The organism is Methylobacterium iners (assembly GCF_022179305.1).
GTDB lineage: Bacteria > Pseudomonadota > Alphaproteobacteria > Rhizobiales > Beijerinckiaceae > Methylobacterium > Methylobacterium iners.
In genome coordinates this window covers 70,890-94,987 of sequence record NZ_BPQP01000023.1, presented here as the reverse complement: position 1 = coordinate 94,987, position 24,098 = coordinate 70,890, and the positions used below count along the sequence as shown (strand labels likewise).

The 24,098-nt window shown below is 67.6% G+C and carries 23 protein-coding genes; 20 read left to right on the top strand and 3 right to left on the bottom strand.

The genetic code is table 11. The features are described 5' to 3' along the window. Nucleotides 1-315, top strand: a 315-nt coding sequence (locus tag MFF55_RS08615; RefSeq protein ID WP_238243673.1) for a hypothetical protein, incomplete at its 5' end; no start/stop codon positions are given. A 467-nt stretch (nucleotides 316-782) separates the two neighbouring features. Here the strand turns inward: MFF55_RS08615 and MFF55_RS08610 are convergent. Continuing rightward, complete coding sequence (locus tag MFF55_RS08610) at nucleotides 783-1,046, bottom strand: hypothetical protein (protein WP_238243672.1); 264 nt, start codon at nucleotides 1,044-1,046, stop codon at nucleotides 783-785. A 98-nt stretch (nucleotides 1,047-1,144) separates the two neighbouring features. On the opposite strand from MFF55_RS08610, the gene MFF55_RS26770 reads away from it, so the two are divergent. The 10 genes from MFF55_RS26770 (at nucleotide 1,145) to MFF55_RS08565 (ending at nucleotide 11,319) form a co-directional block, all read left to right on the top strand. After that, nucleotides 1,145-1,276, top strand: a complete 132-nt coding sequence (locus tag MFF55_RS26770) for a hypothetical protein (RefSeq protein WP_283206715.1) — start codon at nucleotides 1,145-1,147, stop codon at nucleotides 1,274-1,276. 906 nt (nucleotides 1,277-2,182) lie between these two features. Beyond that, on the top strand, nucleotides 2,183-2,920 hold the full coding sequence (locus MFF55_RS08605; protein ID WP_238243671.1) for a class I SAM-dependent methyltransferase: 738 nt from the start codon (nucleotides 2,183-2,185) through the stop codon (nucleotides 2,918-2,920). A 656-nt stretch (nucleotides 2,921-3,576) separates the two neighbouring features. Further along, nucleotides 3,577-3,795, top strand: coding sequence for a TIGR02391 family protein (locus MFF55_RS08600; RefSeq protein WP_238243670.1), 219 nt, complete (start codon nucleotides 3,577-3,579; stop codon nucleotides 3,793-3,795). 78 nt (nucleotides 3,796-3,873) lie between these two features. After that, nucleotides 3,874-4,272: a hypothetical protein gene (locus MFF55_RS08595; protein WP_238243669.1), complete on the top strand. Its 399-nt coding sequence runs from the start codon at nucleotides 3,874-3,876 to the stop codon at nucleotides 4,270-4,272. Nucleotides 4,273-4,366: 94 nt separating this feature from the next. Further along, complete coding sequence (locus MFF55_RS08590) at nucleotides 4,367-4,762, top strand: FixH family protein (protein ID WP_238243668.1); 396 nt, start codon at nucleotides 4,367-4,369, stop codon at nucleotides 4,760-4,762. Continuing rightward, nucleotides 4,759-6,225 carry an efflux RND transporter periplasmic adaptor subunit gene (locus MFF55_RS08585; protein WP_238243667.1) on the top strand — a complete coding sequence of 489 codons (1,467 nt, stop codon included), beginning with the start codon at nucleotides 4,759-4,761 and terminating at the stop codon, nucleotides 6,223-6,225. The genes MFF55_RS08590 and MFF55_RS08585 overlap by 4 nt, the downstream gene beginning before the upstream one ends. Then, nucleotides 6,222-9,395 (top strand): efflux RND transporter permease subunit, encoded by a 3,174-nt coding sequence (locus MFF55_RS08580; protein WP_238243666.1) that lies wholly within the window; start codon nucleotides 6,222-6,224, stop codon nucleotides 9,393-9,395. Before MFF55_RS08585 ends, MFF55_RS08580 begins: the two co-directional genes overlap by 4 nt. Before the next feature lie 26 nt (nucleotides 9,396-9,421). Continuing rightward, nucleotides 9,422-9,898, top strand: a complete 477-nt coding sequence (locus MFF55_RS08575; protein WP_238243665.1) for a DUF411 domain-containing protein — start codon at nucleotides 9,422-9,424, stop codon at nucleotides 9,896-9,898. A gap of 75 nt (nucleotides 9,899-9,973) precedes the next feature. Further along, nucleotides 9,974-10,594: an SCO family protein gene (locus tag MFF55_RS08570; RefSeq protein ID WP_238243664.1), complete on the top strand. Its 621-nt coding sequence runs from the start codon at nucleotides 9,974-9,976 to the stop codon at nucleotides 10,592-10,594. Nucleotides 10,595-10,605: 11 nt separating this feature from the next. Then, nucleotides 10,606-11,319: a cytochrome c biogenesis CcdA family protein gene (locus tag MFF55_RS08565; RefSeq protein WP_238243663.1), complete on the top strand. Its 714-nt coding sequence runs from the start codon at nucleotides 10,606-10,608 to the stop codon at nucleotides 11,317-11,319. Nucleotides 11,320-11,687: 368 nt separating this feature from the next. Here the strand turns inward: MFF55_RS08565 and MFF55_RS08560 are convergent, their stop codons facing one another. Together MFF55_RS08560 and MFF55_RS08555 are read right to left on the bottom strand one after the other, a co-directional pair. Continuing rightward, complete coding sequence (locus tag MFF55_RS08560) at nucleotides 11,688-12,335, bottom strand: class I SAM-dependent methyltransferase (protein ID WP_238243662.1); 648 nt, start codon at nucleotides 12,333-12,335, stop codon at nucleotides 11,688-11,690. 164 nt (nucleotides 12,336-12,499) lie between these two features. Next, nucleotides 12,500-12,925 carry a MerR family transcriptional regulator gene (locus MFF55_RS08555; RefSeq protein WP_238243661.1) on the bottom strand — a complete coding sequence of 142 codons (426 nt, stop codon included), beginning with the start codon at nucleotides 12,923-12,925 and terminating at the stop codon, nucleotides 12,500-12,502. Nucleotides 12,926-13,025: 100 nt separating this feature from the next. Between MFF55_RS08555 and MFF55_RS08550 the strand changes: the two genes are divergently transcribed. The 9 genes from MFF55_RS08550 to copM all read left to right on the top strand — a co-directional run bounded on the left by MFF55_RS08550 (nucleotide 13,026) and on the right by copM (nucleotide 24,074). Then, on the top strand, nucleotides 13,026-15,224 hold the full coding sequence (locus tag MFF55_RS08550; protein WP_238243660.1) for a heavy metal translocating P-type ATPase: 2,199 nt from the start codon (nucleotides 13,026-13,028) through the stop codon (nucleotides 15,222-15,224). A 25-nt stretch (nucleotides 15,225-15,249) separates the two neighbouring features. Continuing rightward, nucleotides 15,250-15,753 (top strand): signal peptidase II, encoded by a 504-nt coding sequence (gene lspA, locus MFF55_RS08545; RefSeq protein WP_238243659.1) that lies wholly within the window; start codon nucleotides 15,250-15,252, stop codon nucleotides 15,751-15,753. A 106-nt stretch (nucleotides 15,754-15,859) separates the two neighbouring features. Beyond that, entirely contained in the window at nucleotides 15,860-17,005 is a 1,146-nt protein-coding gene (locus tag MFF55_RS08540; RefSeq protein WP_238243658.1) for a L,D-transpeptidase family protein, read from the top strand. A gap of 394 nt (nucleotides 17,006-17,399) precedes the next feature. Next, on the top strand, nucleotides 17,400-17,897 hold the full coding sequence (locus MFF55_RS08535) for a hypothetical protein (protein ID WP_238243657.1): 498 nt from the start codon (nucleotides 17,400-17,402) through the stop codon (nucleotides 17,895-17,897). Between the two features lie 90 nt (nucleotides 17,898-17,987). Beyond that, nucleotides 17,988-19,739 carry an efflux RND transporter periplasmic adaptor subunit gene (locus MFF55_RS08530; RefSeq protein WP_238243656.1) on the top strand — a complete coding sequence of 584 codons (1,752 nt, stop codon included), beginning with the start codon at nucleotides 17,988-17,990 and terminating at the stop codon, nucleotides 19,737-19,739. A 3-nt stretch (nucleotides 19,740-19,742) separates the two neighbouring features. Further along, entirely contained in the window at nucleotides 19,743-22,880 is a 3,138-nt protein-coding gene (locus MFF55_RS08525) for an efflux RND transporter permease subunit (protein ID WP_238243655.1), read from the top strand. A 69-nt stretch (nucleotides 22,881-22,949) separates the two neighbouring features. Beyond that, on the top strand, nucleotides 22,950-23,198 hold the full coding sequence (locus tag MFF55_RS08520; RefSeq protein WP_238243654.1) for a hypothetical protein: 249 nt from the start codon (nucleotides 22,950-22,952) through the stop codon (nucleotides 23,196-23,198). Nucleotides 23,199-23,223: 25 nt separating this feature from the next. Continuing rightward, nucleotides 23,224-23,598 carry a hypothetical protein gene (locus tag MFF55_RS08515; protein WP_238243679.1) on the top strand — a complete coding sequence of 125 codons (375 nt, stop codon included), beginning with the start codon at nucleotides 23,224-23,226 and terminating at the stop codon, nucleotides 23,596-23,598. A gap of 41 nt (nucleotides 23,599-23,639) precedes the next feature. Beyond that, nucleotides 23,640-24,074: a CopM family metallochaperone gene (gene copM, locus MFF55_RS08510; protein WP_238243653.1), complete on the top strand. Its 435-nt coding sequence runs from the start codon at nucleotides 23,640-23,642 to the stop codon at nucleotides 24,072-24,074. Nucleotides 24,075-24,098 lie beyond the last annotated feature (24 nt).

Below are 24,098 nucleotides of genomic sequence, written 5' to 3'. Positions count from 1 at the left end.
TGTAAATGCCTCCTGCTGACCAGGGTCAGCAGGAGGCATTTACAACACTACAATTACGTGTCGCAAACCTGCGACGGCCAGGTTCGCTTAGCGGTGATGATGGTGCCTGCGTCCGTGGCGCATCATGCGACCATGGTGGTGATGACCGCGTCGCGCGCCGTGATGACTCATCCGATGGTGGTGCCCGCGATGCATTCTCACGTCGACCAAGGCGCTCGGAGCCTCAACGGCCATCGGCAATGCCGGGGCTGCGGACGCCGACGTCACGAGATTGGCCGCACCGACCGATGCGAGGACGGCGAGGGCGAGAAGTGACTTTCGCATAATATTTTCTCCATCATGTTGCTTGTGCGGGTAAATAGTCACCGAAATCCGTGGCGAGCCTCGAACCATCCTCGAAGTTCAGATGCACGACTCTCCGCAATCAAGTCGCGGCCTTGGAACAGCCGAGCTTTAAAGGAAGTTCCTGCCCCGAGAATTTAGGCGGGGCAGCGAATGTGACAGCGAAGGGTCTCAGGATGCGTACCGAACGGCAGACCGACAAGCGATGAAATCGTTTCTCAATTCAGCCAGATCGACTATGCGTTCCTTCAAAAATCCAGGACTGTAGCTTCCGCCTAAGGTTGCGTTCGAGGAGTTTCCGGAAAAACCTAAGGGTCATGTTGGAACACTGCCGCCCAGATCTGAGTTCCGCGATGTGCTTGACGTTATGGGAGGGTTCAATGACCACTCGACTTCTTCCCTGGGTTGCATCTCTTATCTTGGCTGCGATGCTGCAGTTCTCAGCCCTGACCGGTACGGCCCACGCTGCCCCGCTCGGTCCAGACGCCCGCATCATCGTTCATGGCGAAGGTGGCTTCGTGCAAGAGGCCCAACACCATCATCACTATCGCCGGCACCATCATCATCATCGCGATGGCTATTCCTTCCGTCCCCGGCATCATCATCACGGCTGGGGCCATCATCATCGCCCCCGCCACTTCCATCATCACCATCGTCGCCATCATCATCACTTCTGAAGCGGGTGCCTCAGCAAAGTCGAACATTCGCGATCTTCATGAGGAAACGGAACCGAGGCCGTTCTTGCGAACGGCCTCGTCTCAATTAAAGGATAATTATTAATGGCTTAGTGCCGATCGCCACCATGCCTCTCTTTGACCACAACGGTTTCATGCCGGTCTCCGTGATGGCCGCCGTGATGATGGTCGACCTTCTTCTCGACGTGGTGATGCTCGCTGCGTTCACGGTGCCCGTCACCATGGCCACCGTGCACTGAGACGCCGCCCGGACCGACGTCCACATGCTGCGCGAAGGCAGCAACCGGCGACAGGATGATGGAGGACGCAGCCACCAGGACCGGAAGTGAGAGTTTCATGATCATATCCTCAAAGTGTTTGTAGGGTCTCAAACGGACGAACCTGCGAGTTGGATCCAACTGCGTTCTTGATCGACGCACAACCGACGCCCGTTTTCGGGTTTGGTCCGGCTGGACTGTGAGTTACCCGTTTCGCGAGACCCCGATGGGTAGAGCGGAACCGTGGAGAAGTACGGTTCGGCCCGAAAAACAAAGTGCTCCCGCATCGAAGCATGCGAAGCCGGGGAAGAAGCCGCCGGGCCCCCAACATGGGGACAGTCGGCACATCATCCCCGACATCTGCACGGACTCACGTCTGGTCGCTCCTGGCGCGATTGTCCGACCGACGACGGTTCGCGCACTTCCGTCGCCCGGCCGCCGAGAAGGGGAAAATCCCAAACAGGAAGTGTGCCGCTCTGCGCCAGCAGGTCATCAAGCCGATCAGCCGCGGCAAGCGCAGCCGCAATCGTAGGATTAGGTCACGACACGCGGCGCTACCGCCAGCCCATTGGCGTCGAAGCCATGTTCTGCGGCCGCCTGGCTGTCTCCATATAGCCATACGATATGACGGACGCGCGCAAAATCACGCCTCAGCCGTTGTTGGCATCGTCTTTCGATATTGAACGAGCGCAAGCCTTTAGGGCGCGCTCCACCTTTGGGCGTATTACATCTTTATAGTCAGGCCTCTATAACTTAGGGGCTACTGTAATTAAACAAAACCAGTATATGAGTTTTTGCCACGATTCATAAAGGATTTTTTCTCAAATCTCTGCAGCTCTAAACAATTTTTACTGCTCCCGCTCCAACATCCTGACAGGGACGATACCTATGGCCTGGCAAGATCGATCTGCCTCCGAAAAGGATGGACACACAGCTTCAGAGTACCAGCGCATAGCCAGCGTTTACAAGAAATACGACATCGGCTGGCTCGACCGTGACAAACTTAAGCTTGGCCGTCGCGCCATGGATGCCGAGCGCGATGCCAAACTGCATTCCTTGATAACTGCTCACTTGATTGGAAGGTTGGAAGACGCCGTGATCATGGATCTTGGTTGCGGTTTCGGTGAGCAAACTCAATGGTTATGCGAAATCGGTGCTACACCGAGGAATATCTACGGAGTGGACTTACTGCCGGAAAGAATCGATCGAGCGCAGAAGCGCTACCCTGATCGCAATTTTCTTTGTTGTGATGCACATAGTATCGATCTCCCTCGGAAATGTGATATCATATTCGCGATGACAGTATTCTCATCGATCTTGAACAAGAGTGTAGCTTTATCGACTTCAGAAAAAATTCAAAGTATGTTAAATCGGTCTGGTTTTATTTGCTGGTACGATATACGATACCCAAGTCCCTATAATCCTGATGTACGGGCGATGACGAAAAGACGAATTCGAACATTATTCCGATCCTGTCACGTCGATATTGAGCCAATAACTGTGATAGCTCCATTGTCCCGTCGCCTGGGATCTTTGACAGATAGCCTCTATCCGTTTTTGTCGTCAATACCCGTACTACGCTCGCATAATATTGGAGTTATCAAGCCGATGTTTCACTCTATTTGAAATTGGATAGCTCGCAAGTTCATCGCGCCGTCGCGAGGTGTTCGGCAGGCGCGCAAGTGGCTCAACCCAACGGCAGGGTCGAGCCGATCGGCTTGAGGTCCCAGCCTGAACTGGTGCGACCACCAGCAGCTCGTCCACCCGGATCGTGAAGCGTGGCCAGCCCGGCGCGAACTTCGTCGATCGCGACCACTGCGATGCGAACCCAGCCGTCGCGGGCACGACCGCGCCACGCCCTCAGCGTCGGCTGCCGGCGTCCATCGCCGCCATCAGCGCGCCGCTGCGCGCCGGGGCGAGTGCGCCGATCAGCGCCCGCTGCGACCGGTTGAGGGGCACGAGGTTGGTCGTGATCAGATTAGCCTTGGAGCAGCGATAGCCGTCGTGCCACAGCCACCGTCCTAAATCTGGCCTTCCCTCTCCCCATGGCAGAAGCCATGCAGTAGCCTCGCAATCGGTCCAATCCAAAATCCCGGTCAGCTCACAATCGCGCGGTACGTACCCCGACGTGCTGAGCTTCTGCCGGGAGGAACTGCTGTGAAGAATTACCTCCCTGCCGTGCTTGAAGCGGTGAAGAGCGTCGCGGCCAAGCTTCGGGCGAGCACCGGGTTGACCGACGACGGCAATACTTTCGTCGAACGAGCCGCGGGGGGCAGCAGCCGATGCTGGCCATCAACGCTCTTCAAACGGACAGCGAGTGGTCCGAGCAGAAGGGCTTCGCCAACCTCGTCAAGGACGTATTCGGCATGTTCAGGAACCCCACCGCCCACGCGCCCAAGATCCATTGGGCCATGGCCAAGGCCGACGCCGAGGATCTCCTGACCCTCGTGTCCCTCATCCATCGGAGGCTCGACGCGGCCCGGATGCCGCCGCGGGCCTGAACAGGGATCGAAGGACGGGACGCCGCACCGTCGCCGCAAGACCTTTTCCGGCCTCCACCGACGTGTCAGACTAAGCGTGTGACGTTCTGGCTCGCCCTTCGGCGCATGCTCGCGATCCTGGCGGTCGTCGGCCTCGCCCTGACACCGGTGACCGCCTCCGCGGGCCTCGGCCGCATGGGCGTGATCACGGTGTCGGCATCGGACCAAGTCACGAGCGAGCCGGGGACCCGCTCCGATGACATGGCCGGCATGGCCATGGACGAGATGCCGTGCTGCCCGCAAGACAAGCCCGCGATGCCTGATTGCGGCGACGGCTGCCCGGTCATGGCCCTGTGCCTCGCCAAGCTCGTCTCGGTCGTGCCGACCACCGCGGCCGTCCTCGCACGGACGGCGGTGACCGCGGGCGCGGCCTGGACCGGCTCCGCCTCGTATGCGAGCCAGACGCGAGCTCCGCCCCCGCGCCCCCCCCAAGCCTGACCTCGATGCCGGCGTAACCGCCGGGAGCCGCCGCGCGCACGCCGCGCGGCGGCCGCGGCCGCGTGCCGCTTTGTCGAATTCAGGAGAATGACCCGTGACGAAGAACATACTTACGCGCGCCCTGTCGGCGGCGCTGCTCGGCCTCGCCCTGACCGGGCCGGCCTCGGCCGACATCAAGGACTACGAGTTCCAACTCGTCCGCGACGACATCAAGATGGGCGAGGCCATGGTCGACGTGCGCCTCGTCGACAAGCGCACCGGCAAGCCCGTGCCGAACGCCGTGATCTTCGCCAAGCGCATCGACATGGCGCCGGACAGCATGGAGGACATGGTCTCGAAGATCGAGGAGGTGCCGTCGGGCGAGCCGGGCGTCTACCGGTTCAAGACCAGGCTCACCATGGCCGGCGGCTGGCGCCTGTCGCTCGGGGCCAAGGTCCCGGGCGAGACCGGCACGGTCGAGAACAGGCTGGTCCTGAAGGCCACCAAGTGACCCGGTCGGCATGGCTGGCCGGAACCCTCGCCGCGCTCGCGACGGGGGGCACCGGCTACTGGGCGGGGCAGCATGGCGACGCCGTGCCCGCACTCGTCGAGCGTGCGCGCACCGAGTTCGCGCACTGGATGCCCGACCGCAGGGCGGCACCCGTACCCGCGACGCCGGAGGCCACCGGCCCCATCGTCTACTATCGTCACCCGGACGGGCTCCCGGACTATGCCGCGGAGCCGAAGCGTACCCCGGACGGCCGGGAGTACCGGGCCGTGCGCGCCAGCGAGGACGTGCGCTTCGATGACGACGCGGCGGTCGCCGGGTCGGCGCAGGCCCCCGCCGTCGCCGCGGGCGGTGCCAGGCGCGTGCGCTTCTATCGCAACCCGATGGGGCTGCCGGATACCTCGCCGGTGCCGAAGAAGGACTCGATGGGGATGGAGTACCTCCCCGTCTACGAGGACGAGGCCGGCGACGAGAGCACGGTCAGGATCCCGCCCGGCAAGGTCCAGAGGACGGGGGTGCGCTCGGAGACGGTGGAGCGCCGCGTCGTGTCCCGCCCCGTGCGGGTGCCCGGCACCCTCCAGCCGGACGAGCGTCGCATCACGGTGGTCTCGACCCGCTCGGACGCCTTCGTAGACCGGGTCGAGAACGTCACGGTGGGCGACGTCGTGCGCCGGGGCCAGCCCCTCGTCGAGGTCTACTCGCCCGAGATCAACGCGGCGGCCGCCCAGCTCATCGCCAATCCCGGCTTCGACGGCTCGCGCCGGCGCCTTGAGAACCTGAACGTCCCGGCCGAGGCCATCGCCGAGATGGAGCGGACCCGGAAGGTCCCAGCCGCCATCATGTGGTCGTCGCCACGCGACGGCGTGGTGCTGGAGCGAGGGGCCATCGAGGGCATGAAGGCACCGGCTGGCATGGTCCTTTTCAGGATCGCCGACCTTTCGCGGATGTGGCTCCTGGCCGACGTGCCCGAGCACGACCTCGGCGGCGTTCGGGTCGGGCAGGCCGTCACCGTACGCGCGCGCGCGCTTCCCGGCCGGACCTTCGCGGGCAAGGTCGACGTCATCTACCCGCAGCTCAACCGGGAGACCCGGACGGCCCGCGTGCGCGTCGCCCTGGCCAATCCGGACTCCGTCCTCCTCGCCGACATGTACGCCGACGTGGAGATCGCCACGGGTCGGCCCGAGCCGGTCGTCGCGGTACCGGACGACGCGGTCATCGACACCGGGGACAGGCAGGTGGTCCTTCTCGACAAGGGCGAGGGCCGCTTCGAGCCGCGCCCGGTCAAGCTCGGTGTCCGGGGCGGCGGGCATGTCGAGATCCGGGACGGGGTCGAGGCGGGCGAGCGGGTCGTGACCTCGGCCAACTTCCTGATCGACGCCGAGAGCAACCTGAAGGCGGCCTTGCAGGGACTGTCGGCCGCGCCGCCGACGGGTCCGCAGGCCGCGGTCGAGGGGGCGCCCCGATGATCGCGCGCCTCATCGGCTGGTCCGCCCGCAACCTCGTCCTGATCCTCATCGGCACCGTCCTCGCGGTCGGGGCGGGGCTGCATGCCGTGCGCACCCTGCCGCTCGACGCCATTCCCGACCTCTCGGACGTGCAGACCATCGTCTACACCGAGTACCCAGGCCAGGCGCCCCAAGTGGTCGAGGACCAGGTCACCTACCCCCTCACGACGGCGATGCTCACGGTGCCGAGGTCGAAGGTGGTGCGTGGCTTCTCGTTCTTCGGCGTCTCCTTCGTCTATGTGATCTTCGAGGATGGCACCGACCCGTACTGGGCCCGCTCGCGGGTGCTGGAGTACCTCAGCGCCGCCGGCCGCCGCCTTCCCGCCGGCGTCACGCCGACGCTCGGACCGGACGCCACGGGGGTGGGCTGGGTCTACCAATACGTCGTGGTCGCCAAGCAGCGGACGCTGGCCGAATTGCGCTCGCTCCAGGACTGGGTCATCCGCTTCGGCGCCTCGCGCGCCGATGGCGTGGCCGAGGTCGCGAGCGTCGGCGGCTTCGTCAAGCAGTACAACGTCGTCGTCGACCCCAACCGCCTGCGATCCCAGGGCGTCTCGCTGGGCAGGCTGCGCGACGCCATCCGGTCGAGCAACGCGGATGTCGGGGGCCGCACCGTCGAGCTCAGCGAGTTCGAGTTCGTCGTGCGGGGCCGCGGCTACCTGAAGGGCATCGCCGACATCGAGAGCATCGTCCTGAAGACCGATGCGGGCACGCCCCTGCGGGTGGGCGACGTGGCCCGGGTCGAGCTCGGGCCCGACGAGCGCCGCGGCATCACCGAGCTGAACGGCGAAGGCGAGGTCGCGGGCGGCATCGTCCTTCAGCGCTTCGGCGCGAATGCCCTGTCCGTGATCGAGGGCGCGAAGGCTCGGCTTGCCGAGGTTGCCGCCAGCCTCCCGTCCGGAACCGAGATCCTGCCCGTCTACGACCGCTCGGAGCTGATCGAGGCGGCCATCCAAACCCTGAAGACCACGCTCGTCGAGGAGAGCCTCGTCGTCTCGCTCGTGTGCATCGTGTTCCTTCTGCACGTCCGCAGCGCGCTGGTTGCCATCCTGATGCTGCCGGTCGGCATCCTGATGGCGTTCGCGGGCATGAAGGCGCTGGGGCTCGGCGCCAACGTCATGTCGCTCGGGGGCATCGCCATCGCGGTCGGGGCCATGATCGACGCGGCCATCGTGATGATCGAGAACGCCCACAAGCACCTGGAGCGGGCCCCGCCGGGCAAGCCACGGATCGAGGTCCTGATCGAGGCGGCCGGCGAGGTCGGGCCCTCGCTGTTCTTCTCGCTCCTCATCATCACGGTGTCGTTCCTGCCCATCTTCACCCTGGAGAGCCAGGAGGGGCGGCTGTTCGGCCCCCTGGCCTTCACCAAGACCTTCGCCATGGCGGCGGCCGCCCTCCTGTCGGTGACCCTCGTCCCGGCGCTTATGGTGGTCTTCGTCCGGGGCCGGATCGTCCCGGAACACCGCAACCCCGTGAACCGCCTCCTGATCGCGCTCTACCGGCCCGTGATCCGCGGGGTCCTGAGGGCGCGCGTCCTCACCATCCTGGCCTCGCTCGTCGTCCTGGGCCTGACGCTGTGGCCGGCCCGCCAGCTCGGCTCCGAGTTCATGCCCGAGCTGGACGAGGGCACCATGATGTACATGCCCACCACCCTGCCCGGCATCTCGGTGACAAAGGCCGGCGAGCTCCTCGCGACGCAGGACCGCATCATCAAGTCCTTCCCGGAGGTCGCCTCGGTCTACGGCAAGGCGGGGCGCGCCGCGACCGCCACGGACCCGGCCCCGAGCGAGATGTTCGAGACCATCATCAACCTGAAGCCGAGGGAATCGTGGCGGCCCGGCGTGACGCCGGCGAGCCTCAAGGCCGAGATGGACGCGGCCCTGCAGTTCCCCGGCGTCTCGAATGCCTGGACCCAGCCGATCCGCGCCCGCATCGACATGCTGGCCACCGGCATCCGCACGCCGGTCGGGATCAAGGTCCTGGGTACGGACCTCGCCGAGATGGAGGGGGTGGCCCGCCAGGTCGAGGCCGTGATGAAGGCCGTGCCGGGCACGTCGAGCGCCTACGCGGAGCGGGTGATCGGCGGCTACTTCCTCGACATCACGCCGGACCGCGAGGCGCTCGGGCGCTACGGCCTGACGGTCGGCGAGGTGCAGGACGTGATCGCGATGGCGCTCGGGGGCGAGACCGTCACGAACACCGTCGAGGGCCGCGAGCGCTACACCGTGAACGTGCGCTACCCGCGAGCCTTCCGCTCGAACCCTCAGGCCATCGCCACCGAGGTCCAGGTTCCGATGGCGAGCGGCGGAACGGTGCCGCTCGGCGAGGTCGCCAAGGTCCAGCTGGCGCGCGGACCGACCACCATCCGGACTGAGAACGGCAGACTGGCGGTCTACGTCTTCATCGACGTGACGGGACGCGACCTCGGCGGCTACGTCGCGGAGGCCAAGGCGGCGGTGACGGGCGAGGTCAGGCTGCCGCCGGGCACCACCCTCCAGTGGAGCGGCCAGGTCGAGTACCTGGAGCGGGCGGAGGCGCGCCTGCGGATCGTGGTGCCGCTCACGCTCCTCATCGTGTTCCTGCTGCTCTACCTCAACTTCCGCCGGCTCGCCGAGACCTTCATCGTCATGCTGTCGCTGCCCTTCGCGCTGGTCGGCGGGATCTGGCTGATGTGGTGGATGGGCTTCAACATGTCGGTCGCGGTGGCCGTGGGCTTCATCGCGCTGGCCGGCGTGGCGGCGGAGACCGGCGTGATCATGCTGGTCTACCTCGACCATGCCCTGGCGGACGTGCGGGAGGCCTGCGCGCGCGAGGAGCGCCCCGTCACGCGCGAGGACCTGCGGCAGGCCATCATGGTCGGCGCCGTCGAGCGGGTGCGGCCGAAGGTGATGACCGTGGTTGCCATCATGGGCGGCCTGCTGCCGATTCTCTGGAGCACCGGCTCCGGCTCGGAGGTGATGCAGCGAATCGCCGTGCCCATGATCGGCGGCATGGTCTCCTCGACGCTCCTGACCCTCGTCGTGATTCCGGCCGTCTACGCCCTGGTCAAGGAGCGCGGGCTCTCCGCCGCACGCGCTTGCGACCCTACGGTCCGGCCCGCGCAAGGTCCGTTGCCGCTTGCGGCCCCATGAGAACCATCCAAACACGGAGGATACCCATGACCGAAACGCTCCGCCTCACCCGCCGCGGCCTGATCGCGGGCCTCAGCGCGACCGCGCTCGTCCTGCCCGCCGTCGCGACAGAGGCGTTGCCGGAGATCGCGGTGAGCAAGGACCCGAGCTGCGCCTGCTGCGACGCCTGGGTGCTTCACCTGCGACAGGCCGGCTTTCCCGTCACGGTGATGATGGCGGCCGTGAACCCCCTGAAGTTCCGGCTCGGCATCCCCCGCGACCTGTTCTCCTGCCATACCGGCCAGGTCGGCGGTTACGTGATCGAGGGGCATGTCCCGGCGCCCGAGATCAAGCGGCTCCTCGACGAGAAGCCGACGGGCCTCGGCCTGTCCGTGCCTGGCATGCCGGTCGGATCCCCCGGCATGGAGGTCGAGGGCATGGAGCCCGACACCTACGACGTCGTCCTGTTCGGGGCGGAGAGCCGGCGCGCCTTCGCCCGCTACAGGGGTGGTCAGGCGATCTGACCCCGCCGGATGGCGTCGATGCCAAACGGCGGCCTCGACGCGGATGCACCGCGACCGGTTCGGGGAGGCGCAAAAATGACAAGATCGCGGTTGGCGTTAATTGTACTTGGCGGGCTGGCGCTCGTCGGCGTCAGCCTGTTCGCCCACACCGTACTGCTGCGCCTCCCCCACGACCGGCTCGCTGCGGCCGCCCCGAAGGGCCGGACATTCGCGCCGCCGGCGATTGGCGGACCGTTCCGCCTCACCAGCCACAAGGGAGAGACTGTGACGAACGAGAGCCTGAGAGGGAAGCCCTACGCCATCTTCTTCGGCTACACGCACTGCCCCGACGTCTGCCCCACCACCCTGTTCGACTTCGCGACGCTGCTGGAGGAACTCGGACCGGATGGGGACAAGGTCACGCCGGTCCTTGTCACCGTCGACCCCGCGCGCGACTCCCGGGAGGTCCTCGCCGAGTACATGCAGGCCTTCGACCCCCGCATCCTCGCCCTGACCGGGTCGGAGGAGGAGGTCGAGACGGCGGTGAAGGCCTTCAAGGTGTTTCGTCGCAAGGTCCCGTCAGAGGGCGGCTACAACATGGATCACAGCGCCCTGGTCTACCTGATGGACAGGGAGGGACGGTTCTTCAGCACCCTGGATCCTCACGAGGACAGGGGTGCGCGGCTGGCCAAGCTCCGCCGCGCCGTGGCGTGGTGATCGAGGCCGTCATGGTCACTGGCCTCGCGTTCCTGGCAGGCATCCTCTCGCTGCTGTCGCCGTGCGTGCTGCCGTTGCTGCCCGTGGTCCTGGGCACCGCGGCCGCGGAGCATCGGCTCGAACCCGCGGCCCTGGCGCTTGGACTTGCCTCGTCCTTCGTGGCGGTCGGGCTCTTCGTCGCCACCATCGGCTTCACCATGGGCCTCGACGCGGGCGTCTTCCGGACCGGCGCGGCGGTCATGATGATGCTGGTGGGCCTCATGCTCGTGGTTCCGGCCGCCCAGGGTCGGCTCGCGGTCGCGGCCGGACCGATGGGCGATTGGGCCGCGCGGCGGCTCGGCGGTATCTCGACCGTGGGCCCGGGCGGCCAGTTCGGCGTCGGCGTCCTGCTCGGGGCGGTCTGGAGCCCTTGCGTCGGCCCGACCCTGGGCGCCGCGTCGCTCCTGGCGGCGCAAGGGCGCGACCTCGGCGCGGTCGCCTCGACCATGTTCGTCTTCGGCCTCGGCGCGGCCCTGCCGCTCCTGGTGCTCGGGACGCTGTCGCGCGAGCTGCTGATGCGCTGGCGTGACCGGCTGCTGGACCTCGGCAAGGGCCTCAGGACCGCGCTGGGGCTGGCCATGATAGCGTTCGGCCTCGCCGTCGTCCTCGGTTTCGACAAGGCGCTCGGGACCGCGCTGCTGAACGCATCGCCGGACTGGCTCACCGACCTGACGACGCGGATCTGATCGCCTCTGGCTGGCGAACTGCCTCAGGCGTCCTGTTCCGGTCGACGACGAACCTGGGGATGGACTAGGACCGGGGAGCGTGGATACGTGCGAGAGCCGGCGAACGCGTGCCGGCTCCAGTCGTCATCCTTCTCGGGCGGTTCGCCTGCCTGATCAGCCTCGTGGGCAGCGCAACCGCCGAACGTGCCTTCCCCACGCCGATCTTGTGGCCGTGGCTCGCCGAGGAAAGGGGACCCGACAATCGCGACATGGCCGAAGCCGCGATCTGCCTTCCCCTACAAAGACGTCGTTCCGCACGGGCCGCGCGTCCAGCCCTTTGGAACGGTTGGACCTCGGCGTCAGACCCGCAGCTCGGTGGGAGGCTGGCCTCATCGGCGTTGCGCCCTGACGACCCCGATGCGGACCGAAAGGGATGACTGCGAGGCGAGCCGCTTCACGCGTGAGAAGCCCGCGGCTGTGAGGATATCGGGCCAGGTTCCGTCCGAGTGCGGTTGCACCTGTTCATCGCCCAACGCGAAGTGCGTGATCTTGAGGAAATTCCGCTCCGCCTGCGTCGCAGGGGCGTCGATGTCGGCCGCATAGATCAGGCCTTTGCGCCGGAGGACGCGGCGCATCTCGCGCACCATGGCGAGCCGTGGTGCCAGCCCGGCCGTGTGCAGGTTCATGATCGACGCGACCTTGTCGAACGATTCATCCTCAAGCGGCAGCAGCGATGGGTCCCCGGCTCGTATCGTCACCACGTTCGCGGCCTTCATCGACGAGATCTCCCGCTCGGCAGCCAAGTAGGACGCCTCGTCGGGTTCGAGGCTGACGAAATGCGCGCCGGGATGCGATCTCACGAAAGGGAGGACTGATGGCGAGTAAGCGTTGCGGGTAAGAAGAATGCGCTCGCCAGGCTGGGGTGCAACGGCATCGAAGAGTGCATCGGTGCAAGCGGAGTCCTTGAGCAGGAAGGGGTAGCCCTTGCGGAAGGTTCGATTGGCCAGCCAGATACGCGGTCCGAGAAGAAACGTCATAGATCTACGCCCGTCAATGAATGCGGCATCTATATTCAACTTCGTGGGAATTCCGCGGGCTCACCTGGGAGAAATCATCCCAGTTTTTCTAAGCATCGCCTGCTAACAACGAGTAATCTAGGGCCAGCAAGCAGCGCCCCGCGCTGCAGCAACCCCGAGGCACTTCAACGCTTAACGGCGGAACCCAACCGCGCCGTACCGACAGCCGGCGAGAGGGCACCAATGATGTTGCACTCGGCCACGGAACCGCAGCCGCATTGGCCGATGACGTCGCGGAGCTCCCGCGACAGCCTGGTGAGGTCCGCGATCTTCTGCTCGACCTCCGACAGATGCGCCCGGGCGATGGCGTCGACTTCCGCGCACGACCTGTCTCGTTGATCGGCGAGGGTGAGGAGCTCCCGGACCTTCTCCACCGTGAAGCCCAGGTCGCGGCTGCGACGAATGAAGCTCAGGCGGCGAAGGTGCTCCTCGCCGTAGGCGCGGTAGTTGCCTTCCGTCCGGGGCGGGACCGGCAGCAAGCCGACGCGCTCGTACCAGCGGATCGTTTCGACCTTGGTGCCCGTCGCCGCGGCGAGGCTACCGATGGACATCGCACCGTTCCGCGACATGCCCTTGACCCTGTAGTTGCTACAGGGTGCATCTAGGGTGCGTCGAGGCTCGCCGCAATCGTGCGGGCCGAAGGAGCAGGACATGTCCAACGCCGCCCTGGCGGCCTCGCAGGCCCCCTCGAACCCCGTCGCCCTGCGCTACCGCGTGAAGGGCATGGATTGCCCGAGCTGCGCGGGCAAGATCGAGACCGCGGTCTGGCGCCTGCCGGGCGCGACCTCGGTTCGCGTGAACTACAACAGTCAAGTCCTCGACCTCACGCTCGACGAGACCGGAACCGCGCGCGCCGTCCTTGAGGAGCGCATCTGCGGGCTCGGCTACGGCGTCACGCCGCTGGCGACCGCCGCGGACCTGGCCCGGTCGAAGGCGGCGGGCTTCGGCAGCCCTCCGGCCGACGAGGAGTCCGGGCGGGCGGACCCGCCGTTCTGGCGCACGCCCAAGGCCGTCCTCGCCATCGCCATCGGCGTCCTGTTCGCCCTCGGGTTCCTGTTCGACCGGGCCTTCCCCGGGGTCGCGGGAGAGTACGCGTACTGGCCCGGCGCCCTTCTGGGCCTTGCCTTCTACGGCCGGCGCGCGCTCGCGGCCGCCCGCAACGGCTCGCCCTTCTCCATCGAGATGCTGATGTCGGTGGCGACCGTCGGGGCCCTCGCGATCCACGCGGCAGAGGAAGCCGCCGTCGTTGTCCTGCTCTTCACCGTCGGCGAGATGCTGGAGGTCGTCGCGGCGGGCCGGGCCCGGGCCGGCATCCGCAGCCTCGTCGCGCTCGTGCCGAAGACGGCCCGCCTCGTCGACGAGGCGGACGGCTTTGTGCGGGAGGTGCCGGCCGCCTCCCTGCGCATCGGGCAGACCGTCGTGGTGCGGCCGGGCGACCGGGTGCCGGCGGACGGAACGGTGACGGACGGCGCCTCCAGCCTGGACGAGTCCCCGATCACGGGGGAATCGGTGCCCAAGCCAAAGGGGGTCGGCGACGCCGTTTACGCCGGCAGCGTGAACGCCGAGGGCGCGCTTCAGGTCCGCGTTACCCGCGAGGCCGCCGACAACACCATCGCCCGCATCCTGCATCTCGTCGAGGAGGCGCAGGCCTCGAAGTCCCCGACGGCCCGCTTCATCGACCGCTTCAGCGCCATTTACACGCCCCTGGCGTTCGTGGCCGCGATCCTGGTGGCCGTGGTGCCACCGCTTCTCCTCGGCGGCGAGTGGGCCACCTGGATCTACCGCGGGCTCGCCCTCCTGCTGATCGCCTGCCCCTGCGCGCTGGTGCTCTCGACGCCCGCCGCCATCGCCTCGGGGCTCGCCGCGGGCGCAAGACGCGGCCTTCTCGTCAAGGGTGGCGCCGCCCTTGAGGCCATCGGGCGGGTGCGCACGGTCGCCTTCGACAAGACCGGCACGCTCACCGCCGGCCGGCCTCGGGTGACCGACATCCTCCCCCTTGCGCCGGACGCCTCCGAGCGCGCCGTCCTGGGGCTCGCGGCTGCGGTCGAGGCCGGGTCGAGCCACCCCATCGCCCGCGCCATCCTCGAACGGGCCGATGCCGAAGGCATCCCGTCCCGACCGGTCCGGGACGCCAAGGCAGTGCCGGGGAAGGCGGTCCAGGCCACGGTGATGGGCTGGACCGTCGCCGTCGCTTCCCCGAACCATGCGAGGCAGATCGCCGGGCTCGACGACGCTGCCGACCGGCTCGTGACGGAGCTGGAAGCGTCGGGCAAGACGGCGGTGGTGGTCGTGCGCGACGGACAGGTCCTGGGCATCGTCGCTGTCCGCGACGAGCCCCGACCAGACGCCGCGGCCGGCATTGCGGCCCTCCGGGCCATGGGCGTGGATTGCGTCATGCTGACCGGCGACAACCGGCGGACCGGCGAGGCGGTCGCCGGGGGGCTCGGCCTCGACGTGCGGGCGGAGCTGATGCCCGAGGACAAGCTCGCCGAGATCGCCGCCCTCAAGGAGATCGGACCCGTCGCCATGGTCGGCGACGGTATCAACGACGCGCCCGCGCTCGCGGCGGCCAGTGTCGGGATCGCGATGGGCGGCGGAACCGACGCGGCCCTGGAGACGGCGGACGCGGCCATCCTCAACGAACGCGTGGCCGACGTCGCCGCCCTGGTGGCGCTGTCTCGGGCGACGCTCGGCAACATCCACCAGAACGTGGCCATCGCGCTCGGGCTGAAGGCGGTGTTCCTGGTCACGACCCTCCTCGGCATCACGGGCCTGTGGCCCGCGATCCTGGCGGACACGGGCGCCACCGTCCTGGTGACCGCCAACGCCCTGCGCCTCCTCAGGGCATGACGATGCCGGGATCGAAGCCTGCCTCATGAGAACCCTCTCACCACCCCTGACGGTCGCCGGCGTGGCGGCGTGCGCGGCCGCCCTCGACCTCTGGACGAAATCCATGGCCGTCGACCGGCTGGGCGAGGGCGAGGTAAGGGGCGCGATCCCCTTCATCGACCTCAGCCTGCAGTTCAACCGGGGCATCAGCTTCAGCCTGTTCCAGGCGGGCTCGCCCGCCTCCGTGGCGGCGCTGCTCACGGTTCAGGCCGCCTTAACCACCTTCATCCTAGTCTTGGCGCTGCGGGCAACGGTCCCGCTTCAGCGCCTCGGCCTCGCCCTGATCGCCGGGGGTGCGCTGGGCAACCTCGTCGACCGGTTCGTCGATGGCGCCGTGACGGACTTCCTCGGCCTGCATACGGCCGGGATTCACTGGTTCGCCTTCAACCTGGCCGATTTCTGGATCTCCCTCGGCGTGGTCCTGCTCGTTCTCGACGGGATCACGGCCTTGAGGCAGGACGACGGCACTTCGCGGGACGCGCAACGATGAGCGCGGCGCCCCGTCACGACGACGCGTCCGGCGCTCGTGCCGGCGCGGAACGACCCTTGGACACATCTCGGGACGTCGCGGTCCCGCGACGCGAGGCGAGGACGACATGCTGAGACGACTGGCCCTGTTCCTCGCCCTCGGGTTGGCCCTCGCGTCCTGCCAGGACGGACCCTACGCGACCTCGACGAAGCACCTGGCGCCGATCCCGACGGCGGCCCTGGCCCTGATGGCCGCGAAGGGCGTCTCCGCGACCGATCCGATCCTGATGCGCGCCTACAAGAAGGAATCGGAGATCGAGCTCTGGAAGCGCGGCCCGGACGGCCGCTACGCCCTCCTGAAGACCTATCCGATGTGTCGGTGGTCGGGTCAGCTCGGGCCGAAGACGCGCGAGGGCGACCGTCAGGCGCCGGAAGGATTCTATGCGGTCAGCCCGGCGGCGATGAACCCTAATTCGAGCCTCTTCCTGTCGTTCGACCTCGGCTACCCGAACGCGTTCGACAAGTCGCTGGGACGAACCGGATCGCACCTGATGGTCCACGGCTCCTGTTCCTCGCGCGGCTGCTTCGCGATGACGGACGAGGCCATCTCGGAGATCTACGCGGTGGCGCGCGAGGCCTTCGCCGGCGGCCAGCGCGCGTTCCAGTTCCAGTCCTATCCCTTCCGCATGACCGCCGAGAACCTCGCCCGGCATCGCCACGACCCGCACATGGCGTTCTGGCGGAACCTGAAGGAGGGCTCGGACCAGTTCGAGGTGACCGGCTCGGAACCGGTCGTCGGCGTGTCCGCCGGCCGGTACGCCTTCACCCCGTCGTCCGACCGGGACGCGACCGCCGACGTTGCTCGCAAGCAGGCCGAGGACGAGCGGGCGGTCGCTGCCCTCGTCGCCAAGGGCGTCCCCGCCATCCGGCTCGTCTACGAGGACGGCAGCCAGCACCAGGCGTTTCGCGATGTGCTGATGGCCGGATCGGCCAGTGCGGCCGGTACCTTCACCGCCTTGGACGCTCGCGCGACGAGCGCGTCCGCCCTGGGGGACGTGAGCCGGCCTGAGGCGCTGGCCACGGGACCGCGCGAGATCGCGATGGTCGTCCCGACCCGCGAGACGCTCGCCGTGACGGGCGGCGCCTCGGCGAAGCCGTCGGCGGCGAAACCGACCGCGGCCAAACCGGCGATGATCGCAGCGAATACGCGGAAGGACATCGCGACGCCAGCCCGACGCAAGGTGCTCGCGGCGGCAGACGAGAGCCGGGAGTGAGGCTTCACGGCAGATTCGTCGGTCCCGATTGGCTGCGACTGGTGCGGGCCCTTGGCCGCGCGAGAGGGCAGCGACGCGGCCAAGCCCGACCCGCCCCCGCGTAGGGAGCGACCGGGCCTTCCGGACGGGAAGCCGTAGATCGGAACCGTGACCTTCCATCCTCGATACGAACCGCTTGACTTTCCCAGGGTGGGAAGCTCCACATCGAGCGGGAGGCCGGTGGCCGGGGTTCGGTCATGCTCAGCTACGGGCCGTGGAGACGGGCCATGACGGTGTTAGGGCTGTTCGCGCCACCTCGTTGCGTAAGGCCTCGGAAACCAAAACCGTCTTTCCGCATTCCCATCGTGGAAGCCTGGGATTTCCAGGCGGCCGATTCAGGTGTAACGAAGTCGTCATGAGGTCCGGCCGGCAAATCGCGCGCTTGGTGGCGGTGATGATCGCGATGATCATCACCAGCGCTGCGCCGTCCGTCGTCCAGGCTCATGAAGGCCATGCCCACCACGAGCCAGCCGTGGCCGAGGTCCATGTCGTCGCCCCCGAACTCGTGGCGCCCTCGATGTGGAATTCGGCGGCCCTGACCGCCCCGCCGTCGTTCGCCGTTCAAACAGCCGCCGCCCTTGCAGGGTCGCCCGCGGCTGACGATCCGGGCGTGGCGGACGAGGCTCGAACGGGCTCCCTCAAGGCTGTGCCCGGGGCCAAGGGTTGCTGTCCGGGTGCCTGCCGCGGCTCCTGCTGCGGAACCATGGCATGTCATGGACCGGGGATCCTATCCGGTCCCTCGACTTTGCCGTCGCGTGCCTTCGGACATGTCAAGCTGATGCCGAGCGACATCGTCGTCGTCTCGGGCATCGGCCCTGAAGCCGTCCGCAAGCCCCCAAGACCCCTCGCGTAACGAACGGCGCGCCCTGGGCGCGCAACGGTCGGATTCCGTCCGCGGATTGCGGATGTGCGTCCGGTGTTCGAACGTGAGGATGTTCCTTCCATGTCCATTCGATTTGCGGCCGCCTTCTCGGCGACGCTACTGGCTGCCGTCGTCCTGGCAGGTCCCGCCCATGCCCATGGCGGACACGATCATGGCGCCCCACCCACGCCGGTCTCCAACTCCATCGCGCCCCGGGGCGAGGCGCTCTCCGACGCCTTCGAGCTGACCGCGGTCCCGCGGGACGGGAAGCTGACGTTCTATCTCGACCGCTTCCGGACGAACGAGCCGGTGCGAGGCGCCGCCATCGAGGTCGAGACGCCCGAAGGCCCGCGCACGGCCACCGAAACGGCGGATGCCGCCTACATGCTTCCGGCGCCCTGGGTAGCGAAGCCCGGAAACCATGACCTGCTCGTGACCGTCACCGCCGGGGACGTCACCGACGTTCTCACGGTGTCCTTGAACGTACCCGATGCGAGGGCCGCCGCGCCGGGTGCCGCGATGGCTCAGCCGTCGCCGACCCAGGACGCCCTCACGGCCGCATCCACCATCGTCGGCGGCCTGAAGGACCGCCTCGTCGCGAAGGATCCCGTCCTGGTGGCGACCGCGGCCGCAGCCTTCCTGCTGGGCATGCTCGTGGTGGTGGTCGCTCGCGGACGACGGGGCGTGCCGGCCGTCGCGTTGATCGCCATCGCGATCACGCTGACCCTCGGCACGGCCGCCTTCGCTCACGGCGACGAGGATCACGGCAAGCCGGCCCCGGCCATGCCGCCGGTCCAGGGCGCCGCTCTGATCGCGCCGTCCGAAGCCACGACCGACCTCGCCCAGAGGCTGCCCGACGGTTCGATCTTCGTGCCCAAGCCGACCCAGCGCCTGCTTGTCCTGCGCACGACCATGACGGAAGCGGGCACGTTCCGGCGCACGGTGGAGCTGCCCGGCCGCGTCATCCCCGATCCGAACGCGAGCGGGGTGGTCCAGTCCTCGGTGGGCGGACGCGTCTCGCCACCGCCCTCGGGCGTGTTCCCGCGGCTCGGCACGAAGGTGAGGAAGGGTGACGTGCTCGCCTATGTCACCCAGCCGGTCCAAGCCGTCGACGTCTCGGACATGCGCCAACGCCAGGGCGAGCTCGACCAGCAGATCGGCATCGTCGAGCGTCGGGTCGAGCGCTTCAAGAAGCTATCGGTCACGGGGGCGGTGGCCCAGACGCAGCTCGACGACGCGCAGTCGGAACTGACCGGCCTGCGCGACCGCAGGGCTGCCCTGGACAGGGTGCGCCTCGAACCGGAGACCCTGATCGCACCGGTCGACGGCATCGTCGCGCAGGCAGCCGCCGTGTCGGGACAGATGGCCACCCCCGGCGCCATGGTTTTCCAGATCATCGACCCCGCCCGCCTGTGGGTCGAGGCCTTGAGCTTCGACGCGCTCACCGCTGCCCAGGATGCGACCGCGCGCCTCGCGGACGGCCGCAGCCTGACGCTCGCCTACCAGGGTTCCGGCTTCGCCGACCGCAATCAGGCCATCCCGGTCCAGTTCGCCGTCAAGGGCGACACCTCGGGCCTGAGGGTCGGCCAGTTCGTCACCGTGCTGGCCGGCACCGACGCAGAGCAGAACGGTCTCGCCCTGCCGCGCTCCAGCGTCGTGCGCTCCGGCAACGGGCAGGACATCGTCTACGAGCACACTACGGCGGAACGCTTCGAAGCCCGCCCCGTGCGTGTCGTGCCGCTCGACGGGACCCGGGTGCTGGTCGCCGAGGGTGTCGGGCCGGGCAAGCGCATCGTCACGCTTGGGGCCGAACTCCTCGATCAGGTGCGCTGAGCCATGTTCAATTTCCTCGTCACCCAGTCCCTGCGCAACCGCCTCTTGGTGCTCGCCATCTCGGCGGTGCTGATCCTCTACGGCGCGTTCACCGTCACCAAGCTGCCGGTCGACGTCTTCCCCGACCTGAACAAGCCGACGGTCACCATCATGACCGAGGCGGAGGGACTGGCCCCGCCCGAGGTCGAGCAGCTCGTCACCTACCCCATCGAGACCCGCATGAACGGGCTGCCGGGCGTGACCCGGGTGCGCTCGGTCTCGGGCGTGGGCCTGTCCATCGTCTACGTCGAGTTCGACTGGGGCACGGACATCTACCGGAACCGCCAGCAGGTCGGCGAGCGCCTGTCCCTGGTGCGCGAGCAGCTCCCGCCGAATACGACGCCGCAGATGGGGCCGATCTCCTCGATCATGGGGCAGATCCTGCTGGTGGCGGTGACCAGCGACACCGCCAGCCCCATGGAAGTGCGGGAGGCCGCCGACTTCGTCCTGAGGCCACGTCTCCTCACCATTCCGGGCGTCGCCCAGGTCATTCCCATCGGCGGCGAGGTCCGCCAGTTCCGGGTCAGCCCAAACCCGGCCGCCATGCGCGCGCTCGGCGTCACCAACGCCCAGGTCGAGACCGCGCTCGCCCAGTTCGGCACCAATGCCGGCGGCGGCTTCACCGACCAGTATTCGCGCGAGTACCTGATCCGGAACATCGGCCGGACCATGAGCCTCGACGACCTGCGCAGCGTCGTCGTGGCCACGGCGGGGGAGGCGCCGGTCCACCTGCGCCAGGTGGCGGAGGTCAGCTTCGGCGCGCGGGTGAAGCGCGGCGACGGCGGCTACATGGGCAAATCCGGCGTCATCGTTTCCGTCGAGAAGCAGCCCGCCGTCGACACGGTGAAGCTCACCCGGGAGATCGAGACCGCCCTCAAGGAGGTCACCGCCAGCCTGCCGAACGGCATCAAGGCCGACCAGATCCTGTTCCGCCAGGCCAACTTCATCGAGGCCTCGATCAGCAACGTCCAGACCGTCCTGGTCGAGGCCGTCGTGGTCGTGGCCATCGTGCTGTTCGCGTTCCTCCTGAACGTCCGGACCACCGCGATCTCACTCACCGCAATTCCTGTCTCGATCCTCACCACGGCCGTCGTGTTTCACTTCCTCGGCCTGTCCATCAACACGATGACGCTGGGCGGGCTGGCCATCGCCATCGGTGAGCTCGTCGACGACGCGGTGGTCGACGTCGAGAACATCTTCCGCAGGCTGCGGGAGAACCGGGCGGCCGGCTCGCCGCGCTCGACCTTCGACGTCGTCGTCTCGGCCTCGTCGGAAGTCCGCTCAGGGATCGTCTACGCCACTGCGATCATCGTCCTGGTGTTCGTGCCCCTGTTCGCGCTGTCGGGCATCGAGGGCCGGCTCTTCGCGCCTCTGGGGCAGGCCTACATCATCTCGATCCTGGCGAGCCTGCTGGTGTCCGTCACCCTGACGCCGGTGATGGCCTACTACCTGCTGCCCGGCCTCAAGAGCCTCGACCATCGCGAGAGCTGGTTCATCCGAAGCCTCAAGCGCGGCAACGCCGCCTTGCTCGGCGTCGCCTTCCGGCACCAGCGCCTCTTGATGGGCAGCGTCGCCATTGCGGTGGCTGCCGCCGGCATTACGGCCTGGCAGCTGCCGCGCGCCTTCCTGCCGCCCTTCAACGAGGGCTCCTTCACGGTCAACATGACGTTCAATCCCGGAATCTCGCTCTCCGAAAGCCACCGGGTCGGTCTGATCGCGGAGAGCCTGCTGCTCCAGATCCCCGAGGTCGCGGCGGTCGGGCGTCGCACCGGCCGGGCCGAGCTCGACGAGCATGCCGAAGGCGTCCACTCCTCGGAAATCGAGGTCGAGCTGAAGGCCGGGGGCCGCCCGAAGGAGGCGGTGACCGCCGACATCCGAGCGCGCATGGCGATGCTGCCGGTCTCCGCCAATGTCGGCCAGCCGATCTCGCACCGGCTCGACCACATGCTGTCCGGCGTCCGGGCCGAGATCGCCCTGAAGATCTACGGGGAGGACCTCGACGCCTTGCGCCGCATCGCAAGCGACCTGCGGGACCGGATGGCCAGGATCCCCGGCCTCGCCGACCTGCAGATCGAGAAGCAGGTCCGCATCCCGCAGCTGGAGATCCGGGTCGACTACACCCGGGCCGCCCTATACGGGGTCCAGCCGGCCGCGGTCGTCGAGCAGCTGAGCCGCCTGTCCAACGGACGCGTCGTCTCGACGGTCGCGGATGGCTATCGCAGATTCGACGTCGTCGTGCGGCTGTCCGAGCGCCAACGCACCACGCAGGGCTTGGGCGACCTCCTGATCGAGACGCCCTCGGGTTGGGTCCCGGCGCGCCAGATCGCCGACATCCGGGAGACGGACGGACCCAACCAGATCCTGCGCGAGAATAGCCGGCGCCGCCTCGTGGTGCAGGCGAACACCAACGGCGACAGCGACATGGCCACCATCGTGGCGGCCATCCGCGGTGTCGTTGCCGAGGCCAAGCTGCCGCCCGGGTTCTTCACGAGCCTAGAGGGCACCTTCCAGGCGCAGGAGGAGGCAAGCCGCACCATCGGCGCGCTGTCGCTGCTGTCGCTCGCGATGGTCTTCGCCATCCTCTACAGCCGCTATCGCTCGGCCGTGCTGGCGCTGATCATCATGGGCAACGTGCCGCTTGCCCTCATCGGCAGCGTGCTCGCCCTCTGGCTTGTGGGCCAGCCACTCTCTGTGGCCTCGATGATCGGCTTCATCACGCTGACGGGCATCGCCGCCCGCAACGGCATCCTCAAGATCAGCCACTACCTCAATCTGTCGCTGCACGAAGGGGTCCCATTCGGGCGCGACCTCGTGGTCCGCGGCAGTCTGGAGCGGCTGACGCCGGTGCTGATGACGGCCCTGTCGGCCGGCGTCGCCTTGGTGCCCTTGCTGATCGACGCCGCCGCGCCGGGCAAGGAGATCCTGCACCCGGTCGCGGTGACGATCTTCGGCGGCCTGATCAGCGCCACGCTGCTGGACACCTTCCTGACGCCCGTCCTGTTCCTCAGGTACGGCCGCAAACCCCTTGAGCGCCTGCGCGCCACCCAGGTTCAGACCCCTTCGACGGATGGCGCCAAAGCGCGTCCCGTCGAGGCGTTCTGAGCGACGACCCCCACCGCAGCCGAGGTGCGAGCCCATCCGGAATCGACCCTCATCACTTGGAGACGACCCATGAAGACCATCACCACCGCCGCTACCCTGCTCCTCCTCGCCCTGTCCTCGCCCGTCCTCGCGGACGATCAGGGCAACGCGAACGCCGAGCAGCAGACCCAGCCGACCCCGTCCCGCGGAAACACCTCGGGCGGTCCGGCCCACGACATGAACACGTCCGGCCGCGACGCGGCCCGGCCCGGCCGCAGCGCGGACGACGCCCGTGGTCGGGCCCCCGCCTCCACCGGCACCGCCGCGCCCGCCCGCTGACAGGAAGGAACCCGCCACCATGACCATGTTGGCGCCTTGGGCGCTCACGCTTGCCGCCGGCTTGGCCATCGCGGTGCCCGTTCACGCTCACGAGGTGGTGGGAACGGGACCGAACGGCGGCCGCGTCACCGACGCCGGCAAGTACCACGTCGAGCTCGTCGCGAAGGACGCGACCGTCGACGTCTATCTGACCGACGTCGACACCAAGCCTGTCCCGGCCGCCGGCTTCAAGGGGACCGCGATCCTTGTCGTTGACGGTAAGCCGGCGCGCGTCGCCCTGACGCCGGCCGACGGCAGCCGGCTCAGCGGTAAGGCGGACGTCCCGCTTAAGCCCAACCCGAAGGGCGCCGTCCAGCTGACGGCGCCCGACGGCACCAGCGCCAGCGGCAAGTTCAATTGATCCCGGCAGGGATCGCAACTTCGAACGAGAGGAACATCACCATGAAGATCACCACCAGGATGCTTGGAGCGGCCTTCCTTGCGGCAGGATTTGCTGGGAGCGCATTCGCCCAAGGCACCGGCGGCTCTCATGCCGGTCACTCCATGGCCAACGATCCGGATGCGACGCACCGGGGCGAGATGGTGAAGATGATCGAGGACATGATGCCGAAAAAGAACGACGCGCCGTCGACGGCCGAGTTCAAGAAGGCCGACATGAAGATGATGCACGACATGCACGTGCCCTACACCGGCAACGCCGACGTCGACTACCGCACGCACATGATCCCCCACCACAAGGGTGCGGTCGAGATGTCCAAGGTGGTGCTGAAGCACGCCAAGGACCCGGCCACCAAAGCCATGGCCGAGAAGATCATCGCCGACCAGGAGAAAGAGATCGCCGAGATGGAGGATTGGCTGAAGAAAAACCGGAAGTGACGCGAGCCGGCCCGTCGCGCGGCG

What these genes read in the sequence shown, in the direction of transcription:
- MFF55_RS08600 (WP_238243670.1), top strand. Translation starts at nt 3,577, where the DNA reads ATGCTGGCCATCAACGCTCTTCAAACGGACAGCGAGTGGTCCGAGCAG.
- lspA (WP_238243659.1), top strand. Translation starts at nt 15,250, where the DNA reads ATGAGAACCCTCTCACCACCCCTGACGGTCGCCGGCGTGGCGGCGTGC.
- MFF55_RS08520 (WP_238243654.1), top strand. Translation starts at nt 22,950, where the DNA reads ATGAAGACCATCACCACCGCCGCTACCCTGCTCCTCCTCGCCCTGTCC.
- MFF55_RS08525 (WP_238243655.1), top strand. Translation starts at nt 19,743, where the DNA reads ATGTTCAATTTCCTCGTCACCCAGTCCCTGCGCAACCGCCTCTTGGTG.
- MFF55_RS08535 (WP_238243657.1), top strand. Translation starts at nt 17,400, where the DNA reads ATGAGGTCCGGCCGGCAAATCGCGCGCTTGGTGGCGGTGATGATCGCG.
- MFF55_RS08530 (WP_238243656.1), top strand. Translation starts at nt 17,988, where the DNA reads ATGTCCATTCGATTTGCGGCCGCCTTCTCGGCGACGCTACTGGCTGCC.
- MFF55_RS08570 (WP_238243664.1), top strand. Translation starts at nt 9,974, where the DNA reads ATGACAAGATCGCGGTTGGCGTTAATTGTACTTGGCGGGCTGGCGCTC.
- MFF55_RS08580 (WP_238243666.1), top strand. Translation starts at nt 6,222, where the DNA reads ATGATCGCGCGCCTCATCGGCTGGTCCGCCCGCAACCTCGTCCTGATC.
- MFF55_RS26770 (WP_283206715.1), top strand. Translation starts at nt 1,145, where the DNA reads ATGCCTCTCTTTGACCACAACGGTTTCATGCCGGTCTCCGTGATGGCC.
- MFF55_RS08550 (WP_238243660.1), top strand. Translation starts at nt 13,026, where the DNA reads ATGTCCAACGCCGCCCTGGCGGCCTCGCAGGCCCCCTCGAACCCCGTC.
- MFF55_RS08560 (WP_238243662.1), bottom strand. Translation starts at nt 12,335, where the DNA reads ATGACGTTTCTTCTCGGACCGCGTATCTGGCTGGCCAATCGAACCTTC.
- MFF55_RS08515 (WP_238243679.1), top strand. Translation starts at nt 23,224, where the DNA reads ATGTTGGCGCCTTGGGCGCTCACGCTTGCCGCCGGCTTGGCCATCGCG.
- MFF55_RS08575 (WP_238243665.1), top strand. Translation starts at nt 9,422, where the DNA reads ATGACCGAAACGCTCCGCCTCACCCGCCGCGGCCTGATCGCGGGCCTC.
- copM (WP_238243653.1), top strand. Translation starts at nt 23,640, where the DNA reads ATGAAGATCACCACCAGGATGCTTGGAGCGGCCTTCCTTGCGGCAGGA.
- MFF55_RS08540 (WP_238243658.1), top strand. Translation starts at nt 15,860, where the DNA reads ATGCTGAGACGACTGGCCCTGTTCCTCGCCCTCGGGTTGGCCCTCGCG.
- MFF55_RS08565 (WP_238243663.1), top strand. Translation starts at nt 10,606, where the DNA reads ATGGTCACTGGCCTCGCGTTCCTGGCAGGCATCCTCTCGCTGCTGTCG.
- MFF55_RS08605 (WP_238243671.1), top strand. Translation starts at nt 2,183, where the DNA reads ATGGCCTGGCAAGATCGATCTGCCTCCGAAAAGGATGGACACACAGCT.
- MFF55_RS08555 (WP_238243661.1), bottom strand. Translation starts at nt 12,925, where the DNA reads ATGTCCATCGGTAGCCTCGCCGCGGCGACGGGCACCAAGGTCGAAACG.
- MFF55_RS08610 (WP_238243672.1), bottom strand. Translation starts at nt 1,046, where the DNA reads ATGTTCGACTTTGCTGAGGCACCCGCTTCAGAAGTGATGATGATGGCG.